Annotated in this window: 22 protein-coding genes and 1 riboswitch; of the genes, 4 read left to right on the top strand and 18 right to left on the bottom strand. The window is 37.7% G+C overall.

Annotated features, from left to right (window positions below; genetic code table 11):
• Positions 1-9 precede the first annotated feature (9 nt).
• Positions 10-1,404, bottom strand: coding sequence for a RecQ family ATP-dependent DNA helicase (locus J9537_RS06570; RefSeq protein WP_218257172.1), 1,395 nt, complete (start codon positions 1,402-1,404; stop codon positions 10-12).
• Positions 1,404-2,390 carry a helix-turn-helix domain-containing protein gene (locus J9537_RS06565; protein ID WP_218257171.1) on the bottom strand — a complete coding sequence of 329 codons (987 nt, stop codon included), beginning with the start codon at positions 2,388-2,390 and terminating at the stop codon, positions 1,404-1,406. The genes J9537_RS06570 and J9537_RS06565 overlap by 1 nt, the downstream gene beginning before the upstream one ends.
• A gap of 28 nt (positions 2,391-2,418) precedes the next feature.
• On the opposite strand from J9537_RS06565, the gene J9537_RS06560 reads away from it, so the two are divergent.
• Positions 2,419-2,631 (top strand): ferredoxin, encoded by a 213-nt coding sequence (locus tag J9537_RS06560; protein WP_010744616.1) that lies wholly within the window; start codon positions 2,419-2,421, stop codon positions 2,629-2,631.
• Positions 2,632-2,689: 58 nt separating this feature from the next.
• Here J9537_RS06560 and J9537_RS06555 read toward each other — a convergent pair whose 3' ends face one another.
• The 12 genes from J9537_RS06555 to J9537_RS06500 all read right to left on the bottom strand — a co-directional run bounded on the left by J9537_RS06555 (position 2,690) and on the right by J9537_RS06500 (position 14,184).
• A complete protein-coding gene (locus J9537_RS06555; RefSeq protein WP_218257170.1) occupies positions 2,690-3,283 on the bottom strand; it encodes an ECF transporter S component in 594 nt (197 codons plus the stop codon).
• A gap of 120 nt (positions 3,284-3,403) precedes the next feature.
• Positions 3,404-3,522, bottom strand: a riboswitch (FMN riboswitch).
• Positions 3,523-3,591: 69 nt separating this feature from the next.
• Positions 3,592-4,308, bottom strand: coding sequence for a pseudouridine synthase (locus J9537_RS06550; protein WP_010744614.1), 717 nt, complete (start codon positions 4,306-4,308; stop codon positions 3,592-3,594).
• A 2-nt stretch (positions 4,309-4,310) separates the two neighbouring features.
• The gene (gene scpB, locus J9537_RS06545; RefSeq protein ID WP_218257169.1) at positions 4,311-4,889 is read right to left on the bottom strand and encodes an SMC-Scp complex subunit ScpB; all 579 of its coding nucleotides are present in this window, start codon (positions 4,887-4,889) and stop codon (positions 4,311-4,313) included.
• A complete protein-coding gene (locus J9537_RS06540) occupies positions 4,886-5,632 on the bottom strand; it encodes a segregation/condensation protein A (protein WP_218257168.1) in 747 nt (248 codons plus the stop codon). Before J9537_RS06540 ends, scpB begins: the two co-directional genes overlap by 4 nt.
• A 1-nt stretch (position 5,633) precedes the next feature.
• Entirely contained in the window at positions 5,634-5,999 is a 366-nt protein-coding gene (locus J9537_RS06535) for a GNAT family N-acetyltransferase (RefSeq protein ID WP_218257167.1), read from the bottom strand.
• Positions 6,000-6,013: 14 nt separating this feature from the next.
• On the bottom strand, positions 6,014-6,904 hold the full coding sequence (gene xerD / locus J9537_RS06530) for a site-specific tyrosine recombinase XerD (protein ID WP_218257166.1): 891 nt from the start codon (positions 6,902-6,904) through the stop codon (positions 6,014-6,016).
• A gap of 112 nt (positions 6,905-7,016) precedes the next feature.
• Positions 7,017-7,472: a ferric iron uptake transcriptional regulator gene (gene fur / locus J9537_RS06525; RefSeq protein ID WP_010744609.1), complete on the bottom strand. Its 456-nt coding sequence runs from the start codon at positions 7,470-7,472 to the stop codon at positions 7,017-7,019.
• Positions 7,473-7,585: 113 nt separating this feature from the next.
• Positions 7,586-8,440, bottom strand: coding sequence for a CvfB family protein (locus J9537_RS06520; protein WP_218257165.1), 855 nt, complete (start codon positions 8,438-8,440; stop codon positions 7,586-7,588).
• A gap of 81 nt (positions 8,441-8,521) precedes the next feature.
• Positions 8,522-10,222: a cell division site-positioning protein MapZ family protein gene (locus tag J9537_RS06515; RefSeq protein WP_218257164.1), complete on the bottom strand. Its 1,701-nt coding sequence runs from the start codon at positions 10,220-10,222 to the stop codon at positions 8,522-8,524.
• A 223-nt stretch (positions 10,223-10,445) separates the two neighbouring features.
• Complete coding sequence (gene rpoD / locus J9537_RS06510) at positions 10,446-11,555, bottom strand: RNA polymerase sigma factor RpoD (RefSeq protein ID WP_010744606.1); 1,110 nt, start codon at positions 11,553-11,555, stop codon at positions 10,446-10,448.
• 22 nt (positions 11,556-11,577) lie between these two features.
• The gene (gene dnaG / locus J9537_RS06505; RefSeq protein WP_218257163.1) at positions 11,578-13,398 is read right to left on the bottom strand and encodes a DNA primase; all 1,821 of its coding nucleotides are present in this window, start codon (positions 13,396-13,398) and stop codon (positions 11,578-11,580) included.
• A gap of 150 nt (positions 13,399-13,548) precedes the next feature.
• Positions 13,549-14,184: a lysozyme family protein gene (locus tag J9537_RS06500; RefSeq protein WP_010744604.1), complete on the bottom strand. Its 636-nt coding sequence runs from the start codon at positions 14,182-14,184 to the stop codon at positions 13,549-13,551.
• A gap of 183 nt (positions 14,185-14,367) precedes the next feature.
• Between J9537_RS06500 and J9537_RS06495 the strand changes: the two genes are divergently transcribed.
• The 3 genes from J9537_RS06495 to J9537_RS06485 all read left to right on the top strand — a co-directional run bounded on the left by J9537_RS06495 (position 14,368) and on the right by J9537_RS06485 (position 18,778).
• Positions 14,368-15,090, top strand: a complete 723-nt coding sequence (locus J9537_RS06495; RefSeq protein ID WP_218257162.1) for an alpha/beta fold hydrolase — start codon at positions 14,368-14,370, stop codon at positions 15,088-15,090.
• A 1-nt stretch (position 15,091) separates the two neighbouring features.
• Positions 15,092-17,674 carry a bifunctional lysylphosphatidylglycerol flippase/synthetase MprF gene (gene mprF / locus J9537_RS06490; protein ID WP_425333178.1) on the top strand — a complete coding sequence of 861 codons (2,583 nt, stop codon included), beginning with the start codon at positions 15,092-15,094 and terminating at the stop codon, positions 17,672-17,674.
• A gap of 357 nt (positions 17,675-18,031) precedes the next feature.
• Positions 18,032-18,778, top strand: coding sequence for a hypothetical protein (locus tag J9537_RS06485; protein ID WP_218257160.1), 747 nt, complete (start codon positions 18,032-18,034; stop codon positions 18,776-18,778).
• Positions 18,779-18,819: 41 nt separating this feature from the next.
• Here J9537_RS06485 and J9537_RS06480 read toward each other — a convergent pair whose 3' ends face one another.
• From J9537_RS06480 to grpE, 4 genes are all read right to left on the bottom strand, one after another.
• A complete protein-coding gene (locus J9537_RS06480; protein WP_218257159.1) occupies positions 18,820-19,806 on the bottom strand; it encodes a plasmid pRiA4b ORF-3 family protein in 987 nt (328 codons plus the stop codon).
• Between the two features lie 98 nt (positions 19,807-19,904).
• Positions 19,905-21,065 carry a molecular chaperone DnaJ gene (gene dnaJ / locus J9537_RS06475; protein WP_010744599.1) on the bottom strand — a complete coding sequence of 387 codons (1,161 nt, stop codon included), beginning with the start codon at positions 21,063-21,065 and terminating at the stop codon, positions 19,905-19,907.
• Between the two features lie 149 nt (positions 21,066-21,214).
• Complete coding sequence (dnaK, locus tag J9537_RS06470; RefSeq protein WP_010744598.1) at positions 21,215-23,044, bottom strand: molecular chaperone DnaK; 1,830 nt, start codon at positions 23,042-23,044, stop codon at positions 21,215-21,217.
• A 50-nt stretch (positions 23,045-23,094) separates the two neighbouring features.
• On the bottom strand, positions 23,095-23,652 hold the full coding sequence (grpE, locus tag J9537_RS06465; protein ID WP_218257158.1) for a nucleotide exchange factor GrpE: 558 nt from the start codon (positions 23,650-23,652) through the stop codon (positions 23,095-23,097).
• Positions 23,653-23,668: the final 16 nt, after the last annotated feature.

Below are 23,668 nucleotides of genomic sequence, written 5' to 3'. Positions count from 1 at the left end.
CGTCAATTTTCAATCTTTCATATCATTTTTAAAAATTTTTTGAAATATTTTTTTCCATGGTAACACTGTCGCAATATTTTCCACTTCACTCTTTTTAGTAGATAAAGTAGCTCCGTCATTATCACAACAAATGGGATTTTTTTCATGGAGCGTTTCGTCAAAATAGGTAACTAAAAACTCACGGCGACAAGTGGATAATGAAATGTACTCCAGCATTTTTTGTAATTGGAGTCGTTTTGTCATTCCACGTTGACTCAATAGAGCCAATAATTCGTCACTCTCTTCAGGAAAAAAGTGTTCCCATTTTTTAATTAATGGGTCTTCAAAAACAAGATCACTCATTGTTTGTTTGATTTCAAAAAGCTTTTTTGATTGATTGGTTTGTTCCTGTAAAAAATGATGAATATGTTCGTCCCCTGCTTCATAAAGGAGTGTCGCCTGACTCGCTTGTCCATCTCTACCAGCACGTCCAACCTCCTGTAAATAATTTTCAGGTGAATCTGGTAGATCATAGTGGATAACATATCGAATATTATCCTTGTTAATCCCCATGCCAAATGCATTGGTTGCAATGAGCAATTGCAAATCGCCGGCGATAAACTGTTGTTGAAGTATCCGCCTTTCTTGCCCGCTAAGACCGCCGTGATAATAGGCTACCGAGTGGTTTGACTTAAGTAATTGGTAAAGCTCTTCTACCTTTTTTCTAGTCGCGCAGTAAACGATTCCCGCACCACGCAAAGATTCAACCAATTCTTGTAACTTTTTTAATTTATCTTCCTGATAGACAAAAAAACTTATATTGGGACGATCTACAGAATAAATGTATTCTTCTGCTGCTTTACGAGTGAAGAGCAAACGCTGAATATCTTGTCGCACAGCTTTCGTAGCAGTTGCAGTTAACGCTAAAACCAGGGAAGCCTCTACGAATTTTATTCCATCAGCAAGCTTTAAATATTCTGGTCGAAAATCAATTCCCCATTGTGAAATACAATGGGCTTCATCAACAACTACTAAGGAAAGTTTTATTTCCTGCAACTTCTTTTGAACGTTAGGGGTCAAAAACATCTCTGGACTCATAAAAATAAACTTATAATTATGCGCTTCGCTCAAAACCCATTGCTTTTCCCATCCAGACAGTAAACTGTTCAGCGCGACTGCTCTTTTTTCTCCTATACGTTGGAGTTGCGTTACTTGATCCTCCATTAGAGAGATCAAAGGAGAAATCACAATTACTGTACCTTCTAACAAATACCCTGGTAATTGGTAACACAAAGATTTTCCTGTTCCTGTAGGCAGCATGCCCAATACAGACTTTCCAGCTAAAAGAGTCTGAATGATTTCCTTTTGTCCGGGACGAAATTGCTCGTAATTGAATTTTGCTTTTAAAACTTCTGTTAACTCCATTATTTCTCCCTCATACGATAAATTTGTGATAAACGGAACGTTAAATATGAACTATCGTATTCTTGAAACCGTGCATTGACGATTCGATTCTTATCTAGCTCATTGAAATTGATGAGCTCAAAACTTTTAAAAGGAAAATTTTCATCTATTAATGCCCATTCAATAAAATGATCATTGACAGTCCCTTGTTTTAAATGACGTAATTTTAGTATTTCATCTATTGATTTTCCCGCCAAAAAAAATTGCTTTGTTATTAGCATGCTTTGATTCAGATTTTGTTGATCCAAATTAGAGAGTAACCTAAATATTTCCCCACTATTATCCTGCATGACTTGCGCCAGAAAAAGATCAATTGCATTTTGCTGGTAGAGACTGCTCCATGGTTCTTCCAGCCATTTTTCTGGCAATAACTGATACGCTGTTTTCCCTTGAAACTCTACGCCAGAAAATTGATTCGCCAAAAAATCTGCTTCATTTACTGGTAATTTTTGAAAAATCAGCTCCAATTCCTGTTTAAATTTTACAATCACATCTGCTTTAGAATGAGCCAACCATTTTTTTATTTGCTGTAAATAGTATGGACGGTTTTCAATTGGGAGATAATTTTTTTCATTAAAAGATAAATGACTGATTACTTGTACTGAGAAAAGAATCATGTGCCACATATTCTCCCTCATACGACCATAGCGCAGGTTATTCAGCCCGTAAAAGGGATAGGATTTTTTTTCTAATAGTCTCTGTCCCTCAACGGTTAGTTCTCCGAAACCATCATTTACTAAAATCAATTGTTTTTCAATCAGCCGCTGCAGTTCTTTTTGAAATACTTCTTCTTTTAGATTCGGCAATGCTCCTAAATAAGGCAAATTTTCGTGAAAAAAACCATGGAGTAATACAGAACTGGTTCTTTTACCCACTAATAAATGATATAAGGTAGAGGTTCTTAACTTGTAGCCTGCCTTAAATAACGTTAAAATAAAAAAAGTCATAATATAATCTCCTGTGGAAGGTGAAGTAATGAAATGTGAAATCATTCCTGAGCGCTGCATCGCCTGTGGGTTATGCCAAACAATCGCGCCAGAAATCTTTGATTATACTGATGATGGTCTTGTCCTTTTTATCGGAGAGCCAGAAGCAACTCACGAATTTATACCTGAAGATCAGCAAGCAGCTGTCATTCAATCTGCTAAACGCTGTCCTTCCCATGCCATCCTTTATCAAAAATCATAATAACATAGATAGACAAAAAAAATCTCAGACATTTCATCTGAGATTTTTTTGTATCTTTCTATACGGAATGGTGTTGTGAGGTTAATGTTTTCTTCGATAACCATGGCAACAATTTTGCATGGAGTACTAAGAAAACAGCGCTCACGATAATTCCTTTAAGCACGTTGAAGGGAACGATTCCTACTAAAATATATCGGCCTAACCCCATACCCAGCATTTGTCCTGCTGAAAGTCCAAATGCTTTTAAATAAAGTGGAGTAATAATAAAATAGTTGGCAACACTCATAAAAAGAGTCATCGCTAAAATTCCTAGGCCAAGCCCTAATACTCGTTTTGACGTTGTTTTTTTCCTGAACATTAAGAAAATTGGCAAAGTATACAGCGTTGAGGCAAAGAAGCTAGCAAAGTCTCCGATCATATTATCAACAGAAAAACCAGTCATGGTCAAATGTAATAATGATCGAATAAACGCAGTTACAATCCCAGTTAATGGTCCAAAGATAAACATATTAATCAAAACTGGAATATCACTAAAATCCAGTTTTAGAAATGGAAACATTGGAACAATTGGAAATGCGATGAACTGCAAAATCAACCCCATTGCCGCTGCTACTGCTACTGCTGTCATTTTTTGTAACCTTAAGTTCTTCATCTGAAATCCTCCGTTTCGGAATCATCTTCAACGAACCATTTGAGTGTTCTTTACCACAAAAAAAACTCTATGCTTCAGAAAAAGCATAGAGTTACTTGAATTTAGACTCACCCAAATAAGCTCTATCTTCTTTATCCAGACTGTACTGTCGGTATCGGAATCACACCGATTCGGCTGCTTTCGCAGTTCGCGGACTATTACCGCCGGTCGGGATTTTCACCCTGCCCCTGAAGACGAACCTTAAATTATTTTTTATTGTAAATTCACTATAACAATTTTACTATCAAAAAACAAGTAAATGATTTTGACTATTTCGATTGATTTAATAGTGTGTTGATTTCTTTCGTATTTAAACGTCGATATTCGCCTGGACGTAGTCCCTGCAAAGTTAAGTCCCCATAGCGTTCACGTTTTAATTTTTGAACTGGCAGCCCAACAGCAGCAAGCATATTTTTCACTTGATGATTACGACCTTCATGAATCGTTAATTCAATAATACTTGTCTCCGCTTTTTTATCCGTTGAAAGAATTTCAAATCGAGCTGGTGCTGTCTTCTTACCTTCGATACGAATCCCTTTTGTTAAAGGAAGCAAGTTTCTTTTTTCGGCATATCCTTTCACTTTAGCAACATAAACTTTATCAATTTGATGCTTCGGATGGGCCAATTTCTGGGAAAAATCACCATCATTAGTTAAAAGTAAAATTCCAGAGGTATCATAGTCTAAACGTCCTACAGGATAAATTCTTTCAGGTACGGATGAAAAATAATCTGTCACTACCTTACGATTCTTATCATCTGTGACAGCGGATATCACACCACGTGGCTTGTAAAATAAATAATACACGGGCTCTTCTTGATAAATTGGAACGCCGTCTACTTCAACGATGTCCTTCTTGCCAACTTTTGTTCCTAATTCCTTGATAACCTCGCCATTTACTTTCACTCGGCCATCAGTAATATACGCCTCCGCCTTACGACGCGAGGCAATTCCTGCATGGGCAATAACTTTTTGTAATCTCTCCATTATCATTCATCCTCTTCTTTGAAGCGGTCATAAAATAAATCTAAAGGTTCATTTTCATCCGCTAAATCTTCTTCCATCTTTTGAACATCTGGTAACTCTTCAATATCTTTCAAGCCAAAATAGTCCATGAAATACGCACTGGTCCCATATAGTATTGCCCGACCAGGACCATCAACACGTCCCTTTTCTTCAATTAATTGCCGTGCAACTAGTGTTTGAACTGCCCCGCTTGATTGGACTCCACGTAGTTCATCAATTTCCGATCGTGTAACAGGTTGCTTGTAAGCAATAATCGATAATGTTTCCAAGGCTGCCTGGCTTAGTCGATTGGCCATTGGAGAGCGCGCAAATTCTTTTAACAAAGGCGCAAACTCTTTTTTAGTGCTTAAAACAAAATGGTTCCCAACTTCTAAAAGAGTGAGTGCGGAAGTTTTGCTACTCTCATAAGATTCCTTCAGATCGATAATATTTTGATAGATTTCAGGCATTGGGCGTTTCAAAGTGAAAGCCAACTCTTCCAGACTTATCCCTTCTTCCCCTACTACGAAAAGCATCGCTTCGATTTGACTCAATTGATTCATGCTGCTACTCCTTTAAAGACCAAAATTGGTGCATAAGTTTCTTCTTGAGTTGCTAAGGCTTGGCCCTTTTTCATTAATTCCAATAAGGCCATAAAAGTAGTAATCATCTCATCTTTAGTAAATTGCACAAAAAAAGACTCTAAGGGCAAGCCTTCAGACTCAGATAATTTTGCCAACCTTAGTCCTATTTCATTCACCTTTTGATCAACAGTAATTGTTTCTGTAGACACTGTTGTTTCGATGGGCTGATTTCTCTTCTTACGTTGCAAAACGTCATGCAAAGCTAAAAAGAGGTCAATTGTGTTCAACTGATTCTTTGGTAAAGGCAGAAGTTCCTCTTCATATTCAGAGAGATCCATTGGTGCCTTCGTATAAAATTGACTTCTTTCTTGTTCTTTTTCAGATAATACAGAAGCAGCATATTTATATTTACGGTATTCTAAAAGTTGTTGAACCAAAGCTTCTCGAGGATCTTCGCCTTCCTCATCATCGTAATCAAACGCCAACTCGGGTTTGGGAAGCAGCATTTGACTTTTAATTGACATCAGTGTTGCTGCCATAACCAAATATTCACCAGCAACCTCTAACTCCAGAGTTTTCATTGCATGAATAAAATTCATGTATTGTTCCGTCACTTCCGCAATTGGAATATCGTATACATCAATTTCTAACTGTTGGATTAAATGTAATAACAAATCTAACGGTCCTTCAAAGACGTCTAATTTTAAACTAATCGTTTCCATATTATCCTCGCTTATGCTCTTGCCACTTTGCTAAAAATTCAGAAGTGGCTGGTGTTCCAATAATTCTTTGATCTGGATACATCGCTTGCAGTTCATCCATCATGAGAATTCCCACTCCCTCACCACGATAAGAAGGATTTAGGCTGATATCATGGAGAACAATTTCTTCATCCTCCAATTGACTTACACCAATTACTCCTTGAACATTGTCAGAGTTTTCATCGTAATAACAATAGAGCTGGTAACGATCTTCACCTTCGTATGTATCGATTTCTTTTAGTAAATGTTGTTGATCTTTTAAACTCTCATGAAAACTTAAAAGTCCCATTGCAATCTTGCGTTGATTTTTTCGGTATTGAGTAAGCATTCTTTCTCCTCCTGTTAAGCACGTGGGAAAAACTCTTTATACACTTCGGTCATTCTCCGTTTAGTGATATGAGTGTAAATTTGTGTTGTCGATATGTCGGCATGTCCTAAAAGTTCCTGAACCGTCCGCAAGTCAGCGCCATTTTCAAGTAAATGTGTAGCAAAGCTGTGTCTCAATGTATGTGGTGTAACATCTTTTGTAATCTCTGCTTTAATGACATATTGCTTCAAATTCTTCCATATTCCTTGACGACTCATTCCATGGCCATGGTTATTGACAAACAAGAACATTTCGTTTGGCGTTTTTTTAGTTATTAAGGGTCTAACCTCAGAAAGATAGCGTTCTAACCAGTGAATCGCGTAATCGCCTAGCGGAACTATTCTCTCTTTATCTCCCTTACCGATGGTCTGAAGTAAGCCCATCTCCAAATGAATATCGCCAAGTCTTAGTCCAATCAGTTCACTAACTCGAAGCCCCGTCGCATACATAACCTCCAAGATAGCACGATCTCGAATCCCTAAATCAGTAGTAGTATCCGGTGCTGCAATTAAACGTTCTACTTCTGTCAGCGAAAGAGTTTGTGGAAGCTTTTGCGCTTTTTTGGGGCTATCAATGTGCTGCATTGGATCATGATCGGTATACCGTTCTTGACGCAGAAATTGATGGAACCGACGCAAACTAGAAATCATTCGCGTTATCGTAGTTGACGCCTTTCCCGCTTCAGTCAAGCTCGTTAAAAAGGCCACAACTGTATATCGATCTACTGCTTGCCAATCTGTCACACCTTGATCATTCAAGAAAGATAAGTATTGGTGTAAGTCTCTTTGATAGCTTATCCGAGTATTGTCTGAAAGACCGCGTTCGATCGATAAATAATGCAAATATTCTGTTATTTGTTCATCCATGTTCTCACCACTTTCGCTTTATCATAACAAAAAGTCCCTTGAAATGATAGCACGTATCTTTGCAAGGGACTATATAAATTAATTATAACTTAATCCATTTTCACTAAAATGTCTATGCGTCCTTCTTTTCCTGACAGCTTTGGCAAATACCATGAAAAGTCAAACGATGATCTTTAACAAGAAAATGGTAACGGGATTCTACTACGCGTTCCACATCTCCCAAAAGATCCTCCTCGATCTCCTCTATATTGCCACATTCAAGGCATAATAGGTGATGATGAAAATGCTCCGCTCCCTCTTTTCGAAGGTCATACCGAGCCAATCCGTCATCAAAACTAATTTTATTAACGATGTGCAATTCTGTTAAAATTTCCAATGTACGATAAACTGTCGCCAAACCAATTTCTGGACTCTTTTTTTTGACCAAAAAATAAATTTCTTCGGCAGATAAATGATCTTTTTCATTTTCCAATAAAACGAGAACGGTCGCTTCACGCTGAGGTGTTAACTTGAATCCAGAATCATGAAGTTGTTTTTTTGTTTTCTGTAAAGCCAGGATAGCGTTCAAGAGAACCCTCCTCTATCTAATTTATAATTATTATAAACAATCAGCTATGCTACTACTGTTTTTCTTAGAATTATTATAGTTTATCGCCTTTATTTATGCAAGGACATTCTCAATTAGCTTTTTAAATGAATTTCGCCATCTTTTTGTTCAATCAGTTTTTCCTTTAATAAATGGCCAATCGCACGTTTGAATTGTCCCTTACTTATGCCAAAAGCTTCTTTGATTTCTTCTGGAGCAGATTTGTCCCAAAAAGGTAATTTATGATCCGAGTTTCTTTGCAACATCGTTAAAATCATTGCGGCATCATCATTGATCATTTCATAGCTACGAGGCTTTAAAGACATATTTAAGACACCATCTGGTCTCACACCGATAACCCGTGCCTCCACTACTTCACCTAAACGTGGTTCTTGATACCGCTCAGATGGATGAACAAAACCAATATAGAAATCCTCAGTAATAAGATAAGAACCTGTCACCTTTAATCGATAAACCGTTCCTTTTTTATTTTCGTTTTGCATCTCAGCATTCCCAGAACGACTTAAAGAGTGAAAAATAGTTTCGTCAGCTAATACGCCCCACATCCGATTTTTTTCATCAACCCGTAAGCTAATCATCAAGCGATCACCTTTTTTCGGCCACAATTCTTTCATACTTGGCATTTCATCTAGAGAAACTACCATATCTTTATCTGCTAAGCCAATATTTACAAATACACCTAAATCACGACGGACGTCTGTTACCTCACCAAAAGCGTAATGGCCAATTCTAACCTGTGGAATCTGAGTTGTGAAAATGGCTTCTTTACTCTGGTTTATATAACCGAATCCTTCAATTGTTTCGCCGATTTCATGGGTGCCTTCCTCCTTTAAAAGCTGGAAAGTTACACCATTTTTTTGTACAAGATATTTTTTCTCATTCTCATCAATGATTAATCCGGTAAAAACTTGTCCTAATAGTTCGTTCATATTTATTACTCCTCGCAAAAAATGTCTTATATCATTATTAAAGCTGGGAAGACAGTGTCTCCCCAGCCTATAAATCTTCATCTAATTTGGCCCGTCACCTTTAAACCATCCTGTTTTGCAATTAATTGTCACTAAGTACATGGGCAAGTCAGAGCTGGTATATCCTTGTGTTAACGATGCTCGATTTGAAGTGGCATATAAGTTGTAATACCCTTCGCCGTTTTCAATTTTAACTGGTTCTAAACTATACCCGCCTTCTACGATGTAACCGCGAGAGATACAGGTTTGAATGACTTTTTCTTTGACACCCGGAGCCCACGCATAAGCATCACTGCTGGTATCTCCTGCTTGACTACTATCCGTTGAAGTCGTCTTCTGTGCTTCTTGTGCTGCTCTTTCTTGTTCCTCTTTTTCTCGAGCAGCTTTATCTGCTGCCGCTTTTTCTTCAGCGGCTTTTTTCTCTTTTTCTTTCAACGCTTGATCCACTTTAGTTAGTTCATCTTTTTGTGTTTTAACTAATTCTTGATTCGCCACCGCTTTGATAGCATTATTTGCTGCATTGTATTGATCACGATTTACAGTTTCAATCACATTGCCGTCTTTTAGTAATCCATCCGTCGCTTTTTTCGCACTTTCAATTTTCGTGTACTGATCTTTGGCTTTATTTATAGCTTGATTCATTAATTCATCAAACTCTTTATCGCCTGTGCTGATAGATAAATCAACTGGTTCAGCCGTTTTTAATAAAGGATTGTCTACAATTTTATCTCCGTTAATCGCAGCACTTGTAAACAATTGATTGACTGATTGTTCAGCTTTTTGCTTTGCCACAAGCTGATCATACGCTTTTTTGGTTTCATCATATCGTTTGTTTTCTTTATAGCGAGATAACTCTTCATCAATTTTACTAGTATTGAGAGCTACTTTGTCGTTCGCAAGAAAAACTTGCTTGTCATCTGTATAATAACTTGATATGCTCTCGCCAATTGAATCCAAAGCTTCATTTTCTTTTTTCACAGTCGCAATACGCTGAGCTTCAACTTCTTTTTCGTGGTAGTAATAGTAACCGCCACCAATGCCTAAAACTGCTATCGCAGCTAAAGTAATGTAAAGACTTTTACGGTTCTTTTTAGGGGGTTCACTAACAGACGAAGCATTATCTGGCGGAATAATTCCTTCATTATTAGAATCATCCTCTTGGGTTATATCTGATGCTTCGTAGCCATCGTTCGAGTTGATCGAATCCTCTGAAATGACATCCTCACTAACCGGCAACGTCTCAGTTTCTTCAGATTCGTCATTCACTTCAGAAGATTCATCCGCTGAATCTTGAATGACAGGTTCATCAGCATTTTTTGATATATCAACCTCTTCACTCTCGTTATCAAGTATTGAATCGTTTTCTGTTTTTGTGTTTGTTTCCACATCATCAGATTCCGTCTCATTTACCTTCTCAGTATTTTCAGTCTCAGTGTCTTCTATTTTGTCTTGGTCATCCTTATGTTCACGAATGTATTGTGCCAAAATCGGATTCATCTCAGGAATTTCTTCAGAGTTATTTTTTGAATTTTCTTCTTTCATTTTATCCTCGTTATCCTTAAACATTTTTTGCACAGATTCAATCGGCATATCAGCAAGTTCTGACCATTCTATCGTATCATTTTTGTCATTATTACTGTCTTTAATTTCTTCTTGATCGTTTAACTGTAATGAAAAGCCACACTTCGGACAAGTCGTGCATCCTTCGACTGGTTCAAAACCACAGTTAGGGCATTTTTGCAATGAAATCGGCTCCTTTTTTCAATCATATGCTTTAATCTATCATATGTTTAGGGATGTTCCAAGCAATTTTCGAGTGAATTAATCAAAAATAATAAATTTCAACGCTCGTTTGGATCGCCTATCTTTATTAACATTCGATTTCTTGATAACTTGGATTTCGTGCAACTACCATGGTATTGCAAAAAAATACTCCTCAAGTAATACTTGAGGAGTGCGTCTGAAATTATTCTAAAAAGTCTTTCAATTGTTTTGAGCGTGAAGGATGACGTAATTTACGTAAAGCTTTCGCCTCGATTTGACGAATTCGTTCACGAGTTACACCAAAGACACGGCCGACCTCTTCCAAAGTCCGAGTTCTTCCATCATCTAAACCAAAACGTAAGCGCAGAACATTCTCTTCACGATCAGTCAACGTATCTAGCACATCTTCCAATTGTTCTTTCAACATTTCTGATGCAGCATGTTCAGCAGGACTAGTCGCTTCTTGATCCTCAATGAAATCACCTAAATGCGAATCGTCCTCTTCACCAATTGGCGTTTCCAAAGAAACGGGCTCTTGAGCAATCTTCAAAATCTCACGAACTTTTTCTGTCGGCAAGTCCATTTCAGCACCAATTTCCTCTGGTGTTGGTTCGCGCCCTAAATCTTGTAGTAATTGACGTTGTACGCGAATCAATTTATTAATAGTCTCGACCATATGAACTGGAATTCGAATCGTCCTTGCTTGGTCAGCGATGGCGCGAGTGATTGCTTGACGGATCCACCATGTTGCATAGGTTGAAAATTTGAATCCTTTACGATAATCAAATTTTTCAACAGCTTTCATCAAACCCATGTTTCCTTCTTGAATCAAATCCAAGAATTGCATGCCGCGTCCAACATAACGCTTTGCGATACTTACAACTAGACGCAAGTTTGCTTCAGCTAAACGTTGTTTAGCTTCTTGATCACCTTGTTCAATTAGCAAAGCGAGTTCCACTTCTTCTTCAGCAGTTAGTAATGAAACTCGTCCGATTTCTTTTAAATACATACGAACTGGGTCATTGATCTTAACGCCAGTTGGGGCCGATAAATCTTCTTTTTGTGCGGCTTTCGCAGTTTCTTCATTTTGTTTCAAACTAGCTTTAGAAGGTTCACCATTTTCATCGACGACACTGACACCCGCGTCCTCGACTTTTTGGATCAACTCATCCATTGCATCTGCGCCTAATTCATAAGGAGTCGCCAAACGATTGGTAAGCTCATCATAAACAACCTGTCCCATTGGTTTCTTTTCCTTGATGAAGGCCGCTACAGCTTTTTCATACTCTTTTTTGTTTTTTACATCTGCCATAAAATAAATGCCCCTTTCACTTCTAGGCTTGTTTCAAGCGTTTCGTCAATTCAATAATCTGAACGGTCAATTCCAATTCCCGCTGCTGGTTTCCGTTTTTTCTGGCTTCGAGCTGCTCTTTTTGTCGTTGTTTTATTTCTTCAGCAATGCCAGACTTAGAGATAACCTGCATCAAATCATAGATTTCTCGTTCATTACTATCTTCTGACATGGATATCATAGAGATGTCGATGGCTAACTGCTTCATCTCATTCTCCTTTAAATAGTTCAGGAAGTCCGCTAAAACAAAATTTCCATGAACCATCATATAACTATCTAAGTAAAGAAGCAATTCTTGATACTGATCATGAATGAATTGAAAATCTGTTTGAACCAATTGCTCTCGGATCGAACGCTCATTCATACTACGATATAGTAGCATTCGTTCCGCTTTTTCCTCTTTAGTTAGTACTTTTTTGATTGGTTGGATAGGTACTTGTGAAATTGTCGATTGTTGTTGACGTCTTTCTGTTCGTTGTGTTTGACGAACCATCTGCAACTGTTGTTTCAAACTTTCCCTTGTTAAATGAAACTCATTTGCTAATTGGCCTAAGTACAAGTCCTGCTCAACTGGCGATTGTACTTTTGCCAAATCTTGCATTACGACCTCTATATAGCCTAGACGGTCTGCTTCGTTCTCCAGATTCAATCCTTTTTTACGATACTGCATTTTGAATGCAAAAGGTGTTTGACGACCGTGCTGCAATAAATTCTGCAATTCAGTTACGCCGTATTTTCGCAAATATTCGTCAGGATCAAGTTTTTCAGGAACCGTAACAGTGGCCAAGTTTAGTCGACTGTGTGCGTCTAAAATAGTCAGTGCACGATCAGTAGCAGCTTGTCCAGGATCATCACCGTCATAAGCAATTACTACTTGACCGGTAATCCGTTCAATCGCTGCTATTTGCTGCTCTGTCAAACTAGTTCCCATCGAAGCTAAGCCAATCTTAATATCTGCCTGCCATGCAGCCAATACATCCATAAAGCCTTCAAACAAAATCGCTTCGCCTTGTTTCCGTATTTCATTCCGTGCTTTGTCAAAATTGAAAAGAACCTGCCGTTTGTTGAATAACTCAGTCTCTGGCGAATTCAAATATTTTGGTTGATCATCACCAGGAAAATCTTCTGTTTTAAGTAAACGACCCGAAAAACCAATTGGCTTTCCACGAAAATCATTCAAGGGAAACATGACTCGATGGTAAAATCGATCACTAAAGCTGCCATCTTCACGTCGAATAAATAACCCGCTACGTTCCATTAAATCAGCAGTCACTTTATCTTGCTTAGCTACCTGAACTAAAAATTCTCTCTGATTAGGAGCAAAACCAATTTTAAATTCATTGATCAATTCATCGCTTAATCCACGTTCGTGAAGATACTCTAATGCCGTTTCTCCAACTTTTGTGTTCACTAAGAGATGATGATACAAATCACGCGTCCGCTCATGCAAAGCGATTAATTGCTGCTGTCCCGTTGAAGTTTGACTGATAGGCTCACTGGAGATTTCGATAGCTAAAGGAATTTGCTCTATATCAGCAACCTTTTTTACCGCCTCTGGAAAACTAATCCCCTCTAGCTCTTGTAAAAATGTATAGACATTGCCTCCCTTTCCGCAACCAAAACAATGAAAAATCTGCTTGTCTTCTGCAACTGAAAACGATGGGGTCTTCTCTTCGTGAAATGGACACAATCCTAAATAATTTTTACCAGATTTTTTCAACTGGACATATTGTCCGATAACTTCAACAATATTTGTTTTTTCACGAACCTCATCAATAACTTGTTGGGGAATTCTCTGCACCAAAACTCTCACCCCAATTCCCAAAAAAATATGATAACAGCCGTAAAAAATCGCCCCAATTCATCTTCCGATCAGCGCGATTTTTTTTGACAAACTTATACGTCTACCATTTTAGCATATTTCTTTATTATTACAAGCTTTCTGCTCATTATTTTAACCATTTTGAAACCTTTGAAATAATGTAATGAACCGCTTGTTCATTTGGACAATTTCAGCATAAAACATATTGCCGCCATTTTGGTATAAATAACCACCGTTGTATAAAACTGACTGCATCTGCATATAACGATAAGTATGTTGCTGATCATTTCCATAGCCTGGTGACAAAATATCGCGGGAGTATTCTTCTGCTAACTCTACACTATTTTTTCCTCCATGATCTTGCACGTATTGAATATACTTTGTGCCAAAGTTATATGCTTGAATAGCAGTTTCAAGATCACAGCCAGCTGCTTTAGTCTGTTTATAGCTCTCGGCAAAATGCTTAACACCACTCTCAATACTTTCTTGTTGACTGATAATCTTACCGCGGCTGCCATAAGCACTCTCAGAGCTTTGCATTAAGTCCGTACCTTTTCCTTTTGACTCCGTATACATAATAGCTAAAATAACATCGGTATATTCCCCGACACCTTCCTGATCAGCCAACGTCTGTACCTGGTTCCGATAACTATTCACTGTTTTAGTATTCTTATATGTACGAACTGCAAAAATCCCGCCTATTATAACCGTTAGCAAGATTGCAAGCGTAATAATTATTTTTAAAAATTTTCCAATTATTTTCAACATAAAATCTGCCCAACTATCTTCTTTTTTCTTTATCCATACTACAAGAATTTACTTAACTTTTAAAAGCATAATTTCACAGCTTTATATTTAATTAATCATTCTAAAGATTTCGTTTGGTCTTACAATTAAATTAATGTGCAAGAGTCGAAAAAATCGGTATACTTAATCTTGGTAGGTGATGTTGTGAAAAATGAAAAAAAAATCGCTCAAATGAGTGATGGAACAGAAATTTATTATGAAAAATATGGGCAAGGCCCAGCACTGTTTTTGCTGCATGGTAATGGTGGAAGCGGTAGATACTTTTCGAAACAGTTAAATAGTTTCAGCAAACATTTTAATGTGTATGTCGTTGACAGCCGCGGACATGGACGTTCGACCAACACACAGAAAGAAACAAGCTTTCAATTGATGGCAGAAGATTTAGCTACTATCATGGGGCAAGAAAATATTGAACACGCAGATCTATTAGGGTTTAGTGATGGCGCTAATTTAGCTATGGTTTTTGCACGGCTTTATCCTAATAAGGTTGATCATTTGGTTTTAAATGCAGGCAATACTACTCCGAATGGCGTTCGGATGATCCCTCATCTTCTTAGCTATGTGCAGTATGCTATTGTTTGGGTTGGCGCATTTGTTGATACTGGGATGCGGAATTTCCTTCCTATATTGCGGTTGCTTTTTCGTGATATTGGTTTGTCAACAGAAGATTTAAACCAGATCGTAGCCCCAACGTTAGTAATAGTAGGAAAGCATGACTCCATTAAAACACAGCACTCAATGTATCTTGCTCGTTCAATCCCTAATGCAAATTTCGCCATCGTCTCAGGACAAGGTCATATGTTTGCCCGCAGAAATCCAAAACGCTTCAACCAAGAAGTCTTACAATTTTTAATTGAAAAGGAGTAATTTGGTGAAAACTTTAGCAGAATGGTTCAAAACACATTTAAGCAAGCTAAAATTAATTTTTTTAATTTCAGTTATTATTATTGTCATATTCGAATTATCAAACATCGTGAAGAACATTTCTTTTTCTCGACTATCGACTATCTTTAGCACAATCAGTCCTTGGAATATCCTACTCATGGCACTGATTGGTTTAGTTTCCGTCATTCCAATGATCGGCTATGATTTTACCTTGAATAATATTTTAGGACAGAAACCCAAAAAACTTTATGTTTTTGAAACAAGCTGGTTGGTGAATACCTTAAATAATATTGCAGGTTTTGGTGGTTTTGTTAGCGCTGGTTTGCGATCTGAATTTTATGGCAAAAAAACTTCAGGAAAAAAAGTAGTACAAGCTCTATCCAAAATTTTAGTTTTTACTATGTCTGGATTGTCTATCTATGCCTTGCTCTCTTTTTTCCTTGTTATGTTTGATGATCACAATCAATATTTGCGTCAATATTGGATTTGGTTGATCGGGGGCGGATTATATTTCCCAATTGTCTTCTGTCTTAGTATTTTTGGTAAAGGAGAATATTTAGGGGATCTGAAGAACTCCCATCGTTTAGAATTGATCGGGACATCCTTTTTAGAATGGACTGGTGTCCTCGTCAGTTTTATTTCTACAGGTCTCTTAATGGGCATAGAAGTTAGTATTCGTGATGTTGTCCCTTTGTTTATTGCTGCTACAGTAATCGGAATTGTCTCTATGATTCCTGGAGAACTCGGCAGCTTTGATTTAATGATGATCATCGGCCTTTCTGCTCTAGGCACTCCAAGAGAAACTGTCTTTGCTTGGCTTTTATTATTTCGGTTATTCTACTACTTAGTACCTTTTGCGATTGGGTTAATATTATTTTTCAAAAACTTAGGCACAACAATCAATACGCGATACAAAGGCATTCCTGTTAGTTTACTAAAAGAATTGGCACATAAACTTGAAGGTTTTCTTCTTTATTTTACAGGAATTATGTTAGTTCTATCGGCTACGATTCCCGAAGCATTCATTCGATTGCCTTTTCTGCAACGATTAAATCCGATCCACTCTCGGGTAATCGTCGTTTTCCCAGCAATTTTATTGGGCTTTTTATTAATTGTTTTAGGTAGAGGAGTTTCAGCACGAGTTAAGCGTGCATATATTCCTACAATTATGATTGTTACGTTAACCTTTCTTTACTCATTATTAGCTGGATTTCGTATTTCAACTGGTATTTTTCTCGCCTTGCTTTTGTTATTTGTTATTTTCTCTAAGAATGAGCTATTTAGAGAACAACTGGTTTATTCTGCCGAATGGATAACGATTGATGGCATCATCATGGGTGGGTTAACGATTTTATACATCATTATCGGTGTTTACAACAGCCCTAAAATCCATCATCGTCATCGGTTGCCAGAATTTTTCCTATTTCCTAGTGAACGAATATGGGGTGTAGGCTTTGTTGCAATTTTGATCGTCGCCTTCATTATTTTGTTACTGATTCGTTTTTTAAAAAACAAACGAAGACAAATTGGCGAGCCATTAGATGAACAACGGGTCCAACATATTTTGGAAACCTACGGTGGAAATCCAGATAGTCAACTCGTTTTTCTTAAAGATAAAAAAGTGTTTTATTACAATAATGGCGAGGAAGATACTGTTTTCTTCCAGCTATCAACTTTTAACAACAAAATCTTAATAATGGGCGATCCCTCTGGAAAAACAAGTGATTTCGAAGCTGCTACTGAAGCTCTGATCAATGAAGTAGATCGTTATAACTACTTGCCGGTTTTTTATGAAAATAGCGAAGAAATGGTTATGATCCTTCATGAGTTTGGCTATGATTTTATCAAATTCGGCGAGCGAGCACATGTTTATTTACCAGACTTTACTTTAAGTGGGAAGAAAATGAAGGGACAGCGCTCAAGTTTCAACAAAGTTATTAAAGAAGGCTATCAATTCGATGTGATTCATCCTCCTTTCACAAATGAAACAATCAAACAGTTACGATCCGTCTCAGATGAATGGTTAAATGGACGAAAGGAAAAGGGCTTTTCTCTCGGATTCTTTTCAGAAGATTACTTACAACGTGCGCCAATCGCAGTAATAAAAAACACTGAGCAAGAAATTGTCGCTTTCGCGAACTTTATGCCGACTTATACCAAGAATATCGGAACCATTGATTTGATGCGTCACAGCCCTGAAAAAGCTCCCGGAGGAACCATGGATTTTCTTTTCATCAATTTATTTCAATATATGCGTGATGAAATGGGGATCGAATATTTCGACCTGGGAATGGCGCCTTTGGCCAATGTGGGAACCTCAAGAAAAAGTTTTACTCAAGAGCGAATCGCTTACTTAGTTTATAATTTTGGTTCTCGTTTTTATTCTTTTGGCGGGTTAAAGGAATATAAAGATAAGTATGCGAATAAATGGTTGCCAGAATATGTCTTATATTCGCGAGATAGCTGGATTGGATACGTGATGATAGCGTTACTTATTACTGATAACGCACCTGTTCAGGAAGAAAAAAAATATCGCGGTTTGCGCCGTTTTATTCTCAGAGATTAGCAGCTTCGTAAATGAAGTTGCTTTTTTGTCTTGACAAGCCCGAACAATCTGTCTAGAATAAGTCACAACATAAATTAAATCAGTTTGGGGCGTTTATTATGACTCAATTACTTTCTGCACAACTGAATAATTTTTACTTTAGCTATTTTAGATAAGTTTGTATTCATTTTTCATGGATACAGACGTCCTTGTTTGTATCTATGATGGCTAATGCTTTTAACGCTGACCTATTGCCGCATAGATGAAAATCTATTGTGGCTTTTTATTTTTTTCAAGAAGCTCATTGTAGATTTTCAAATCTATAATGAGCTTTTCTTTTTGCATTGCTCGTCAAAAACCAATATTGGAGGAATTATTATGAACACTGGATCAAAAATTATGATGAAACCAGACGCTATTCAATCAATCGGTAGTTACACTGCTTCTTTATGGACAAATAAAAAAATTGTACTCCTATGCGACCAGAAAGCATTCGATGCTTATGGCTCAGAAATTCTCCAATACTTAACCATTTTTGGTTTTGACGTTCATTCATGTATTTTAAACGAAGTGATTTATACCTCCGATACTGCAAATCTAGTTTATGACTTTCTGACAGAGCAAAACATGACTAAAGCAGATGGAATAATCGGACTAGGTGACGAAGCACTTTGTCAGCTTAGTGGATACGTAGCTTCAACTTATAGCGGCGGAATGTCCATTATTCAAATTCCAACTACTTTGATTGGACAGATTCTTATTTCCAATCAAAGGCAGGCATTTTTACCGAATCTTAAAGCCAAATACTTACAAACGGCGCCCACCAATCCAGATGGTATCGTGATTCATACTGATTTGGGAAATATTGTAGCAAAAGATGAATTAAAGATTGCTCAGAATTTGCTACTACAGTTAGGCGTACCTCAGGATCACGCTTGTCGTCATGAGCTAAGAAAAAAAGCACAGATAATGGACTACCGACTAGATTATAAACAGTTGCTTGTTGAATTACCTATTCCCCTTTCAAATAGTAAACAACTTAGATTTATTATGAATAAAAAAAATATTTTTTCTCAATCAACCTCAAATTTGGATATTGAAAACAATAAAAGAAAAAGAGTCTAGATGGATATATCTAGACTCCTGGAAATAGGACAATCAAAAAATTATTCTTTCTTCAGTTGTTTATTTATTCTTGTTATATCATACGGTTTCCATAGGTCTTCACCACGAGAATCTTCAAGTGGCGTTTCCCCTCTTGCTTTCAAACAGACTGCATGATTAAACTGCGGCGAAGATTGATCAATCTCTTTCTCTACCATAATTTGATGGGACCAATCACAGCCGAAATCATAGATATATTCAAGCTTGACACCTTCATGAAAATCCATATCGATCATACGTTTTGCTTCATCAAACTGTATCATCTCTAGTTCATTGGGACCAATCATTGTCGTTCGATCAACAAAAAAGCTGTGTAGATGACTGTCTTCCCAGCCAAAAGCAACTTGTAAAATCCGATGCAATTGTTGATAAGATAGTTTTGCAGGAATCTGAAGTCTTCGCCAAATCGGCGGTTTGAATCCTTTTAAATCTACACGAATCACGTAGTTTAATGTTTGTTTTTCAGCACGTTTATTCTGAGTAGGAAAGGTTAAAATATTATCTGGCATATGTTTCTTTACCGGGTCTTTAAGGTCGTAATGTTCAATATTATAAGGGTCTTCAACTTCGAAATTGCCTTCACGCCACTCGTCCATAATTGCTAATTTAGTTTTTGACCAATAATTTGGATTGCTCATACGGGTCAAAAAAGCCGTTTTGTTGAGATAGAGAAAATACTGCATGTCTTTGCATTCTTCTTCGGTAATAATTTTTTCATGAAATAAGGCGCTGTAAAGATCAAGTAAGATTTGGTAGGCATAAAAGCTTTCATCAATAAATAGCGGCATATGTTTAGGCATATGGTGAATTAATGCATCTTTGACGATTTCCTCATCCAGCAGTTTATCACTAAGCTTTCCCTTATCAACAAAGCTCAAAAAAAATTCTACCGTGCGAACAAGTCCATCCGGTTCAGCAAGTCCTCCAGCAATAAAATAATGCATCATGTCTCTCGTCATTCGGTCAAATAACTTGTCCAGCTTGTCCATACAAACCTCCTTCAACACTTATTCTCTTATTAATAATAGTAAAAGAAAAAAGAGGTTCAATCAATAGCGAATTGATTGAACCTCTAAGTTTATTCAGTTTATTTCTTTCCGCCAAAGGCATCTTTCACCTTACCAAAGAAACCCTCTTCTTTTTGTTCGCTAACTGTTTGACCGCCAGCTTCTGCAAACGCTCGTAAAGCCTCTCGCTGTTTATCGTTCAAATTCTTAGGAGTAATGATTTTAACCGTTACTTGTTGGTCACCATTCGTGTTCCCTCGAAGTCTGGGTGCTCCTTTTCCACGAAGTCTAAACTTAGCACCTGTTTGTGTTCCAGCAGGGACTTTTAGTTTCACGTCACCGTGAACTGTTGGTACGTTAATTTCATCACCTAAAGCCGCCTGTACAAAACTCAAAGGCAACGTATAATAAATTTCAGCACCATCACGATCAAAGATGTCACTTTGTTTTACTTTAAAGACTACATAGAGGTCTCCATAAGGCCCTCCATTAATCCCAGCTTCGCCTTGATCCGCTAAACGCATTTGTTGTCCATCTTCCACACCAGCTGGAACTTTTACCTTAACAGTATGCGGACGTTTTTCATGTCCAGATCCATGACAAGTTGGACAAGGGTCTTTAATTTCTTTCCCTGTTCCATGACAAACATCACAGGTTTGTCGGCTCATCACACGACCTAGAGGTGTTTGATGTTCTACATTAATTGAACCCGAACCATGACACTTATGACACACTTCTGGTTGGGTTCCAGGTTTTGCACCATTTCCGTGACAGGTATGACATGTTTCTTCACGATTGTATTTGATATCTTTTTCTACACCAAAAATCGCTTCTTCAAATTCCAAATTAATTGAGTATTGAAGGTCAGCACCTTGTCTCGGCGCTTTAGGATCGGCTTGACGAGAACCGCCTCCACCGAAGAACGATTCAAAAATATCTTCAAATCCAAATCCACCCGCTCCGCCAAAACCACCAGCGCCACCGAATCCACCTGCTCCGCCAGCTCCAAAGTTTGGATCTGTTCCAGCATGTCCATATTGATCGTAAGCAGCACGCTTCTGCGGGTCGCTCAGGATCTCATAAGCTTCTGAAATTTCTTTAAACTTTTCTTCAGCATCGGCCTCTTTGTTAATATCCGGATGGTATTGTTTGGAAAGCTTGCGGTATGCCTTTTTGATTTCATCATCCGAAGCCCCTTTTTGTACCCCAAGGACTTCGTAATAATCCCGTTTTGTAGCCATTGGCTTCCCTCCATAATTTCATAGAATCGTTAGTATTGTATCACACTCAAATTCGATACGATACTTTTCTTAGATTTTTTCTAAAGGAATGGCTAATCTTGAAAGAAAAAAGGCCAAAGCGATGACTTTGGCCTTTATCAACGAATCAATTATTTGTCGTCATCGTTAACTTCTTCAAAATCAGCATCCACGACATCATCCGCGCCGCCTTGAGCTGCGTTTGGATCAGCCTCAGCTTGTTGTTGTGCTGCTTGTTCATAAAGTTTAACTGTTAAGTTTTGTACGATTTCGTTCAATGCGTCACGTTTTTCCTTCATTTGTTCGATATCGTTTGCTTCAACTGCCGCTTTTAATTCGTCACGAGCATCTTCCGCTTTCTTAACTTCGTCAGCATCCACTTTGCCTTCTAATTCTTTCAATGTTTTATCAACAGAGAATAGCAAAGCATCTACATCATTACGTAAATCTACTTCTTCTTTACGAGCTTTATCTGCATCAGCATTTGCTTCAGCATCTTTCACCATACGTTCGATTTCATCATCTGATAAACCTGATGAAGATTTAATTGTGATTTTTTGTTCCTTTTGTGTACCCAAGTCTTTCGCAGAAACATTTACAATCCCGTTTTTATCAATATCGAAGGATACTTCGATTTGAGGAATTCCACGTGGTGCCGCAGGAATATCAGTCAATTGGAAACGACCTAATGTTTTATTGTCTGCTGCCATTGGACGTTCACCTTGTAAAACATGAATGTCTACGGCTGGTTGATTGTCAGCGGCCGTTGAGAATACTTGTGATTTGCTTGTTGGGATTGTTGTGTTACGATCAATTAGTTTCGTGAACACACCACCCATAGTTTCAATACCTAATGATAATGGTGTTACATCTAGCAATACTACGTCTTTGACATCACCAGTGATAACCCCACCTTGAATGGCTGCACCCATAGCTACAACTTCATCTGGGTTAACTGATTTGTTTGGTTCTTTTCCAGTTTCTTTACGTACCGCTTCAACAACAGCTGGAATACGAGTAGAACCACCAACTAGAATAACTTCGTCAATATCAGATTGACTTAATCCAGCATCTTTCAAAGCTTGACGAACAGGGGCTTTTGTACGTTCTACTAAATCAGCCGTGATTTCGTCAAATTTTGCACGTGAAAGAGTTGTTTCTAAATGCAATGGACCAGCATCTCCAGCAGTGATAAATGGTAAGCTAATTTGAGTTGAGCTAACGCCAGACAAATCTTTTTTAGCTTTTTCAGCAGCATCTTTCAAACGTTGCATTGCCATTTTGTCTTTAGATAAATCAATACCGTTTGCTTGTTTGAAATCAGCAACTAAATAATCAATGATCTTGTTATCAAAGTCATCCCCACCTAGACTGTTATCACCAGCAGTTGACAATACATCAAAGACGCCATCGCCTAATTCTAGGATAGATACGTCGAAAGTACCACCACCAAGGTCAAATACTAGGATTTTTTCGTCTTTATCTGTTTTATCTAACCCATATGCTAAAGCTGCTGCAGTTGGTTCGTTGACGATACGTTCAACTTCTAATCCAGCAATTTTACCAGCATCTTTTGTTGCTTGACGTTGTGAATCATTGAAATAAGCTGGAACAGTGATAACTGCTTTTTCAACTTTTTCACCTAAATAGTCTTCAGCAAAACCTTTAATGTATTGTAGAACCATTGCAGAAATTTCTTGTGGTGTATAAGATTTTCCGTCTGCTTCTACTTTATAGCCAGCTTCACCCATATGACGTTTAATTGAAGAAATCGTGTTTGGGTTTGTTACTGCTTGACGTTTCGCTACTTCACCAACTTGAATTTCACCATTTTTAAATGAAACGACTGAAGGTGTTGTACGATTTCCCTCAGGATTAGTGATGATTTTAGCTTCTCCGCCTTCTAAAACAGCAACTGCTGAATTTGTAGTACCTAAGTCAATACCAATAATTTTACTCATAATTGAAAATCTCCTTTTCTATTATATGTTTAATTTAGTAGTCTCTATATTTATTGTGCTACGATCACCATTGCTGGACGCAACACGCGATCATGTAGCTGATACCCTTTTTGCAAAACATTAACAACCGTATCAGGTTCAACATCACCCTCCGCAGGAACAGTTTGGACTGCCTGATGCAGATTTGGATCAAAAGCTTTACCTTCAGCTTCGATTTCCGTAATGCCTTCTTCTTTTAAAGCAACTGTTAAACTTTCAAGAACCATTTCAACACCTTTTTTTAAGCTTGCTCCTTGATCATCCGTAACTTCAGTTGCTAGGGCTCTCTCTAAATTATCGATCGCAGGTAATAATTTTTTCCCGAGATCTTGTGAACGATATCGAACTAATTGTTCGCGTTCGTTTTTGTTGCGGTTAGACATATTCGCAATTTCAGCACGAGCTCTTAGGAATTTGTCTTCCATTTCGTTAAACTTGCTTGTTAGTTCCTCAACTTCAGAAACTTCAGGAATATCTATCTCTTCCGCTTCTTTTTCGTTCGAATCATTTTCAGTTGTTTCAACTTCATCTAATTCTTCTTCAACTTCTTGTTTCTTTTCTTCTGCCACTACGCCTACTCCCTTT

Source organism: Enterococcus raffinosus (assembly GCF_019175485.1).
Lineage (GTDB): Bacteria > Bacillota > Bacilli > Lactobacillales > Enterococcaceae > Enterococcus_A > Enterococcus_A raffinosus.
Note: the sequence above shows the minus strand (reverse complement) of the source record. Positions and strands in the feature narration are given on the sequence as shown.

Bases quoted from the DNA above. Each gene is read 5' to 3' on its own strand.
- J9537_RS06560 (WP_010744616.1), top strand. From the start codon at position 2,419: ATGAAATGTGAAATCATTCCTGAGCGCTGCATCGCCTGTGGGTTATGC.
- rpoD (WP_010744606.1), bottom strand. From the start codon at position 11,555: ATGGCAGATGTAAAAAACAAAAAAGAGTATGAAAAAGCTGTAGCGGCC.
- J9537_RS06535 (WP_218257167.1), bottom strand. From the start codon at position 5,999: ATGCTTACTCAATACCGAAAAAATCAACGCAAGATTGCAATGGGACTT.
- J9537_RS06540 (WP_218257168.1), bottom strand. From the start codon at position 5,632: ATGGAAACGATTAGTTTAAAATTAGACGTCTTTGAAGGACCGTTAGAT.
- J9537_RS06570 (WP_218257172.1), bottom strand. From the start codon at position 1,404: ATGGAGTTAACAGAAGTTTTAAAAGCAAAATTCAATTACGAGCAATTT.
- xerD (WP_218257166.1), bottom strand. From the start codon at position 6,904: ATGGATGAACAAATAACAGAATATTTGCATTATTTATCGATCGAACGC.
- J9537_RS06485 (WP_218257160.1), top strand. From the start codon at position 18,032: ATGAACACTGGATCAAAAATTATGATGAAACCAGACGCTATTCAATCA.
- J9537_RS06520 (WP_218257165.1), bottom strand. From the start codon at position 8,440: ATGAACGAACTATTAGGACAAGTTTTTACCGGATTAATCATTGATGAG.
- J9537_RS06500 (WP_010744604.1), bottom strand. From the start codon at position 14,184: ATGTTGAAAATAATTGGAAAATTTTTAAAAATAATTATTACGCTTGCA.
- J9537_RS06565 (WP_218257171.1), bottom strand. From the start codon at position 2,390: ATGACTTTTTTTATTTTAACGTTATTTAAGGCAGGCTACAAGTTAAGA.
- dnaJ (WP_010744599.1), bottom strand. From the start codon at position 21,065: ATGGCTACAAAACGGGATTATTACGAAGTCCTTGGGGTACAAAAAGGG.
- J9537_RS06550 (WP_010744614.1), bottom strand. From the start codon at position 4,308: ATGGAGAGATTACAAAAAGTTATTGCCCATGCAGGAATTGCCTCGCGT.
- J9537_RS06555 (WP_218257170.1), bottom strand. From the start codon at position 3,283: ATGAAGAACTTAAGGTTACAAAAAATGACAGCAGTAGCAGTAGCAGCG.
- dnaK (WP_010744598.1), bottom strand. From the start codon at position 23,044: ATGAGTAAAATTATTGGTATTGACTTAGGTACTACAAATTCAGCAGTT.
- J9537_RS06480 (WP_218257159.1), bottom strand. From the start codon at position 19,806: ATGGACAAGCTGGACAAGTTATTTGACCGAATGACGAGAGACATGATG.
- scpB (WP_218257169.1), bottom strand. From the start codon at position 4,889: ATGAATCAATTGAGTCAAATCGAAGCGATGCTTTTCGTAGTAGGGGAA.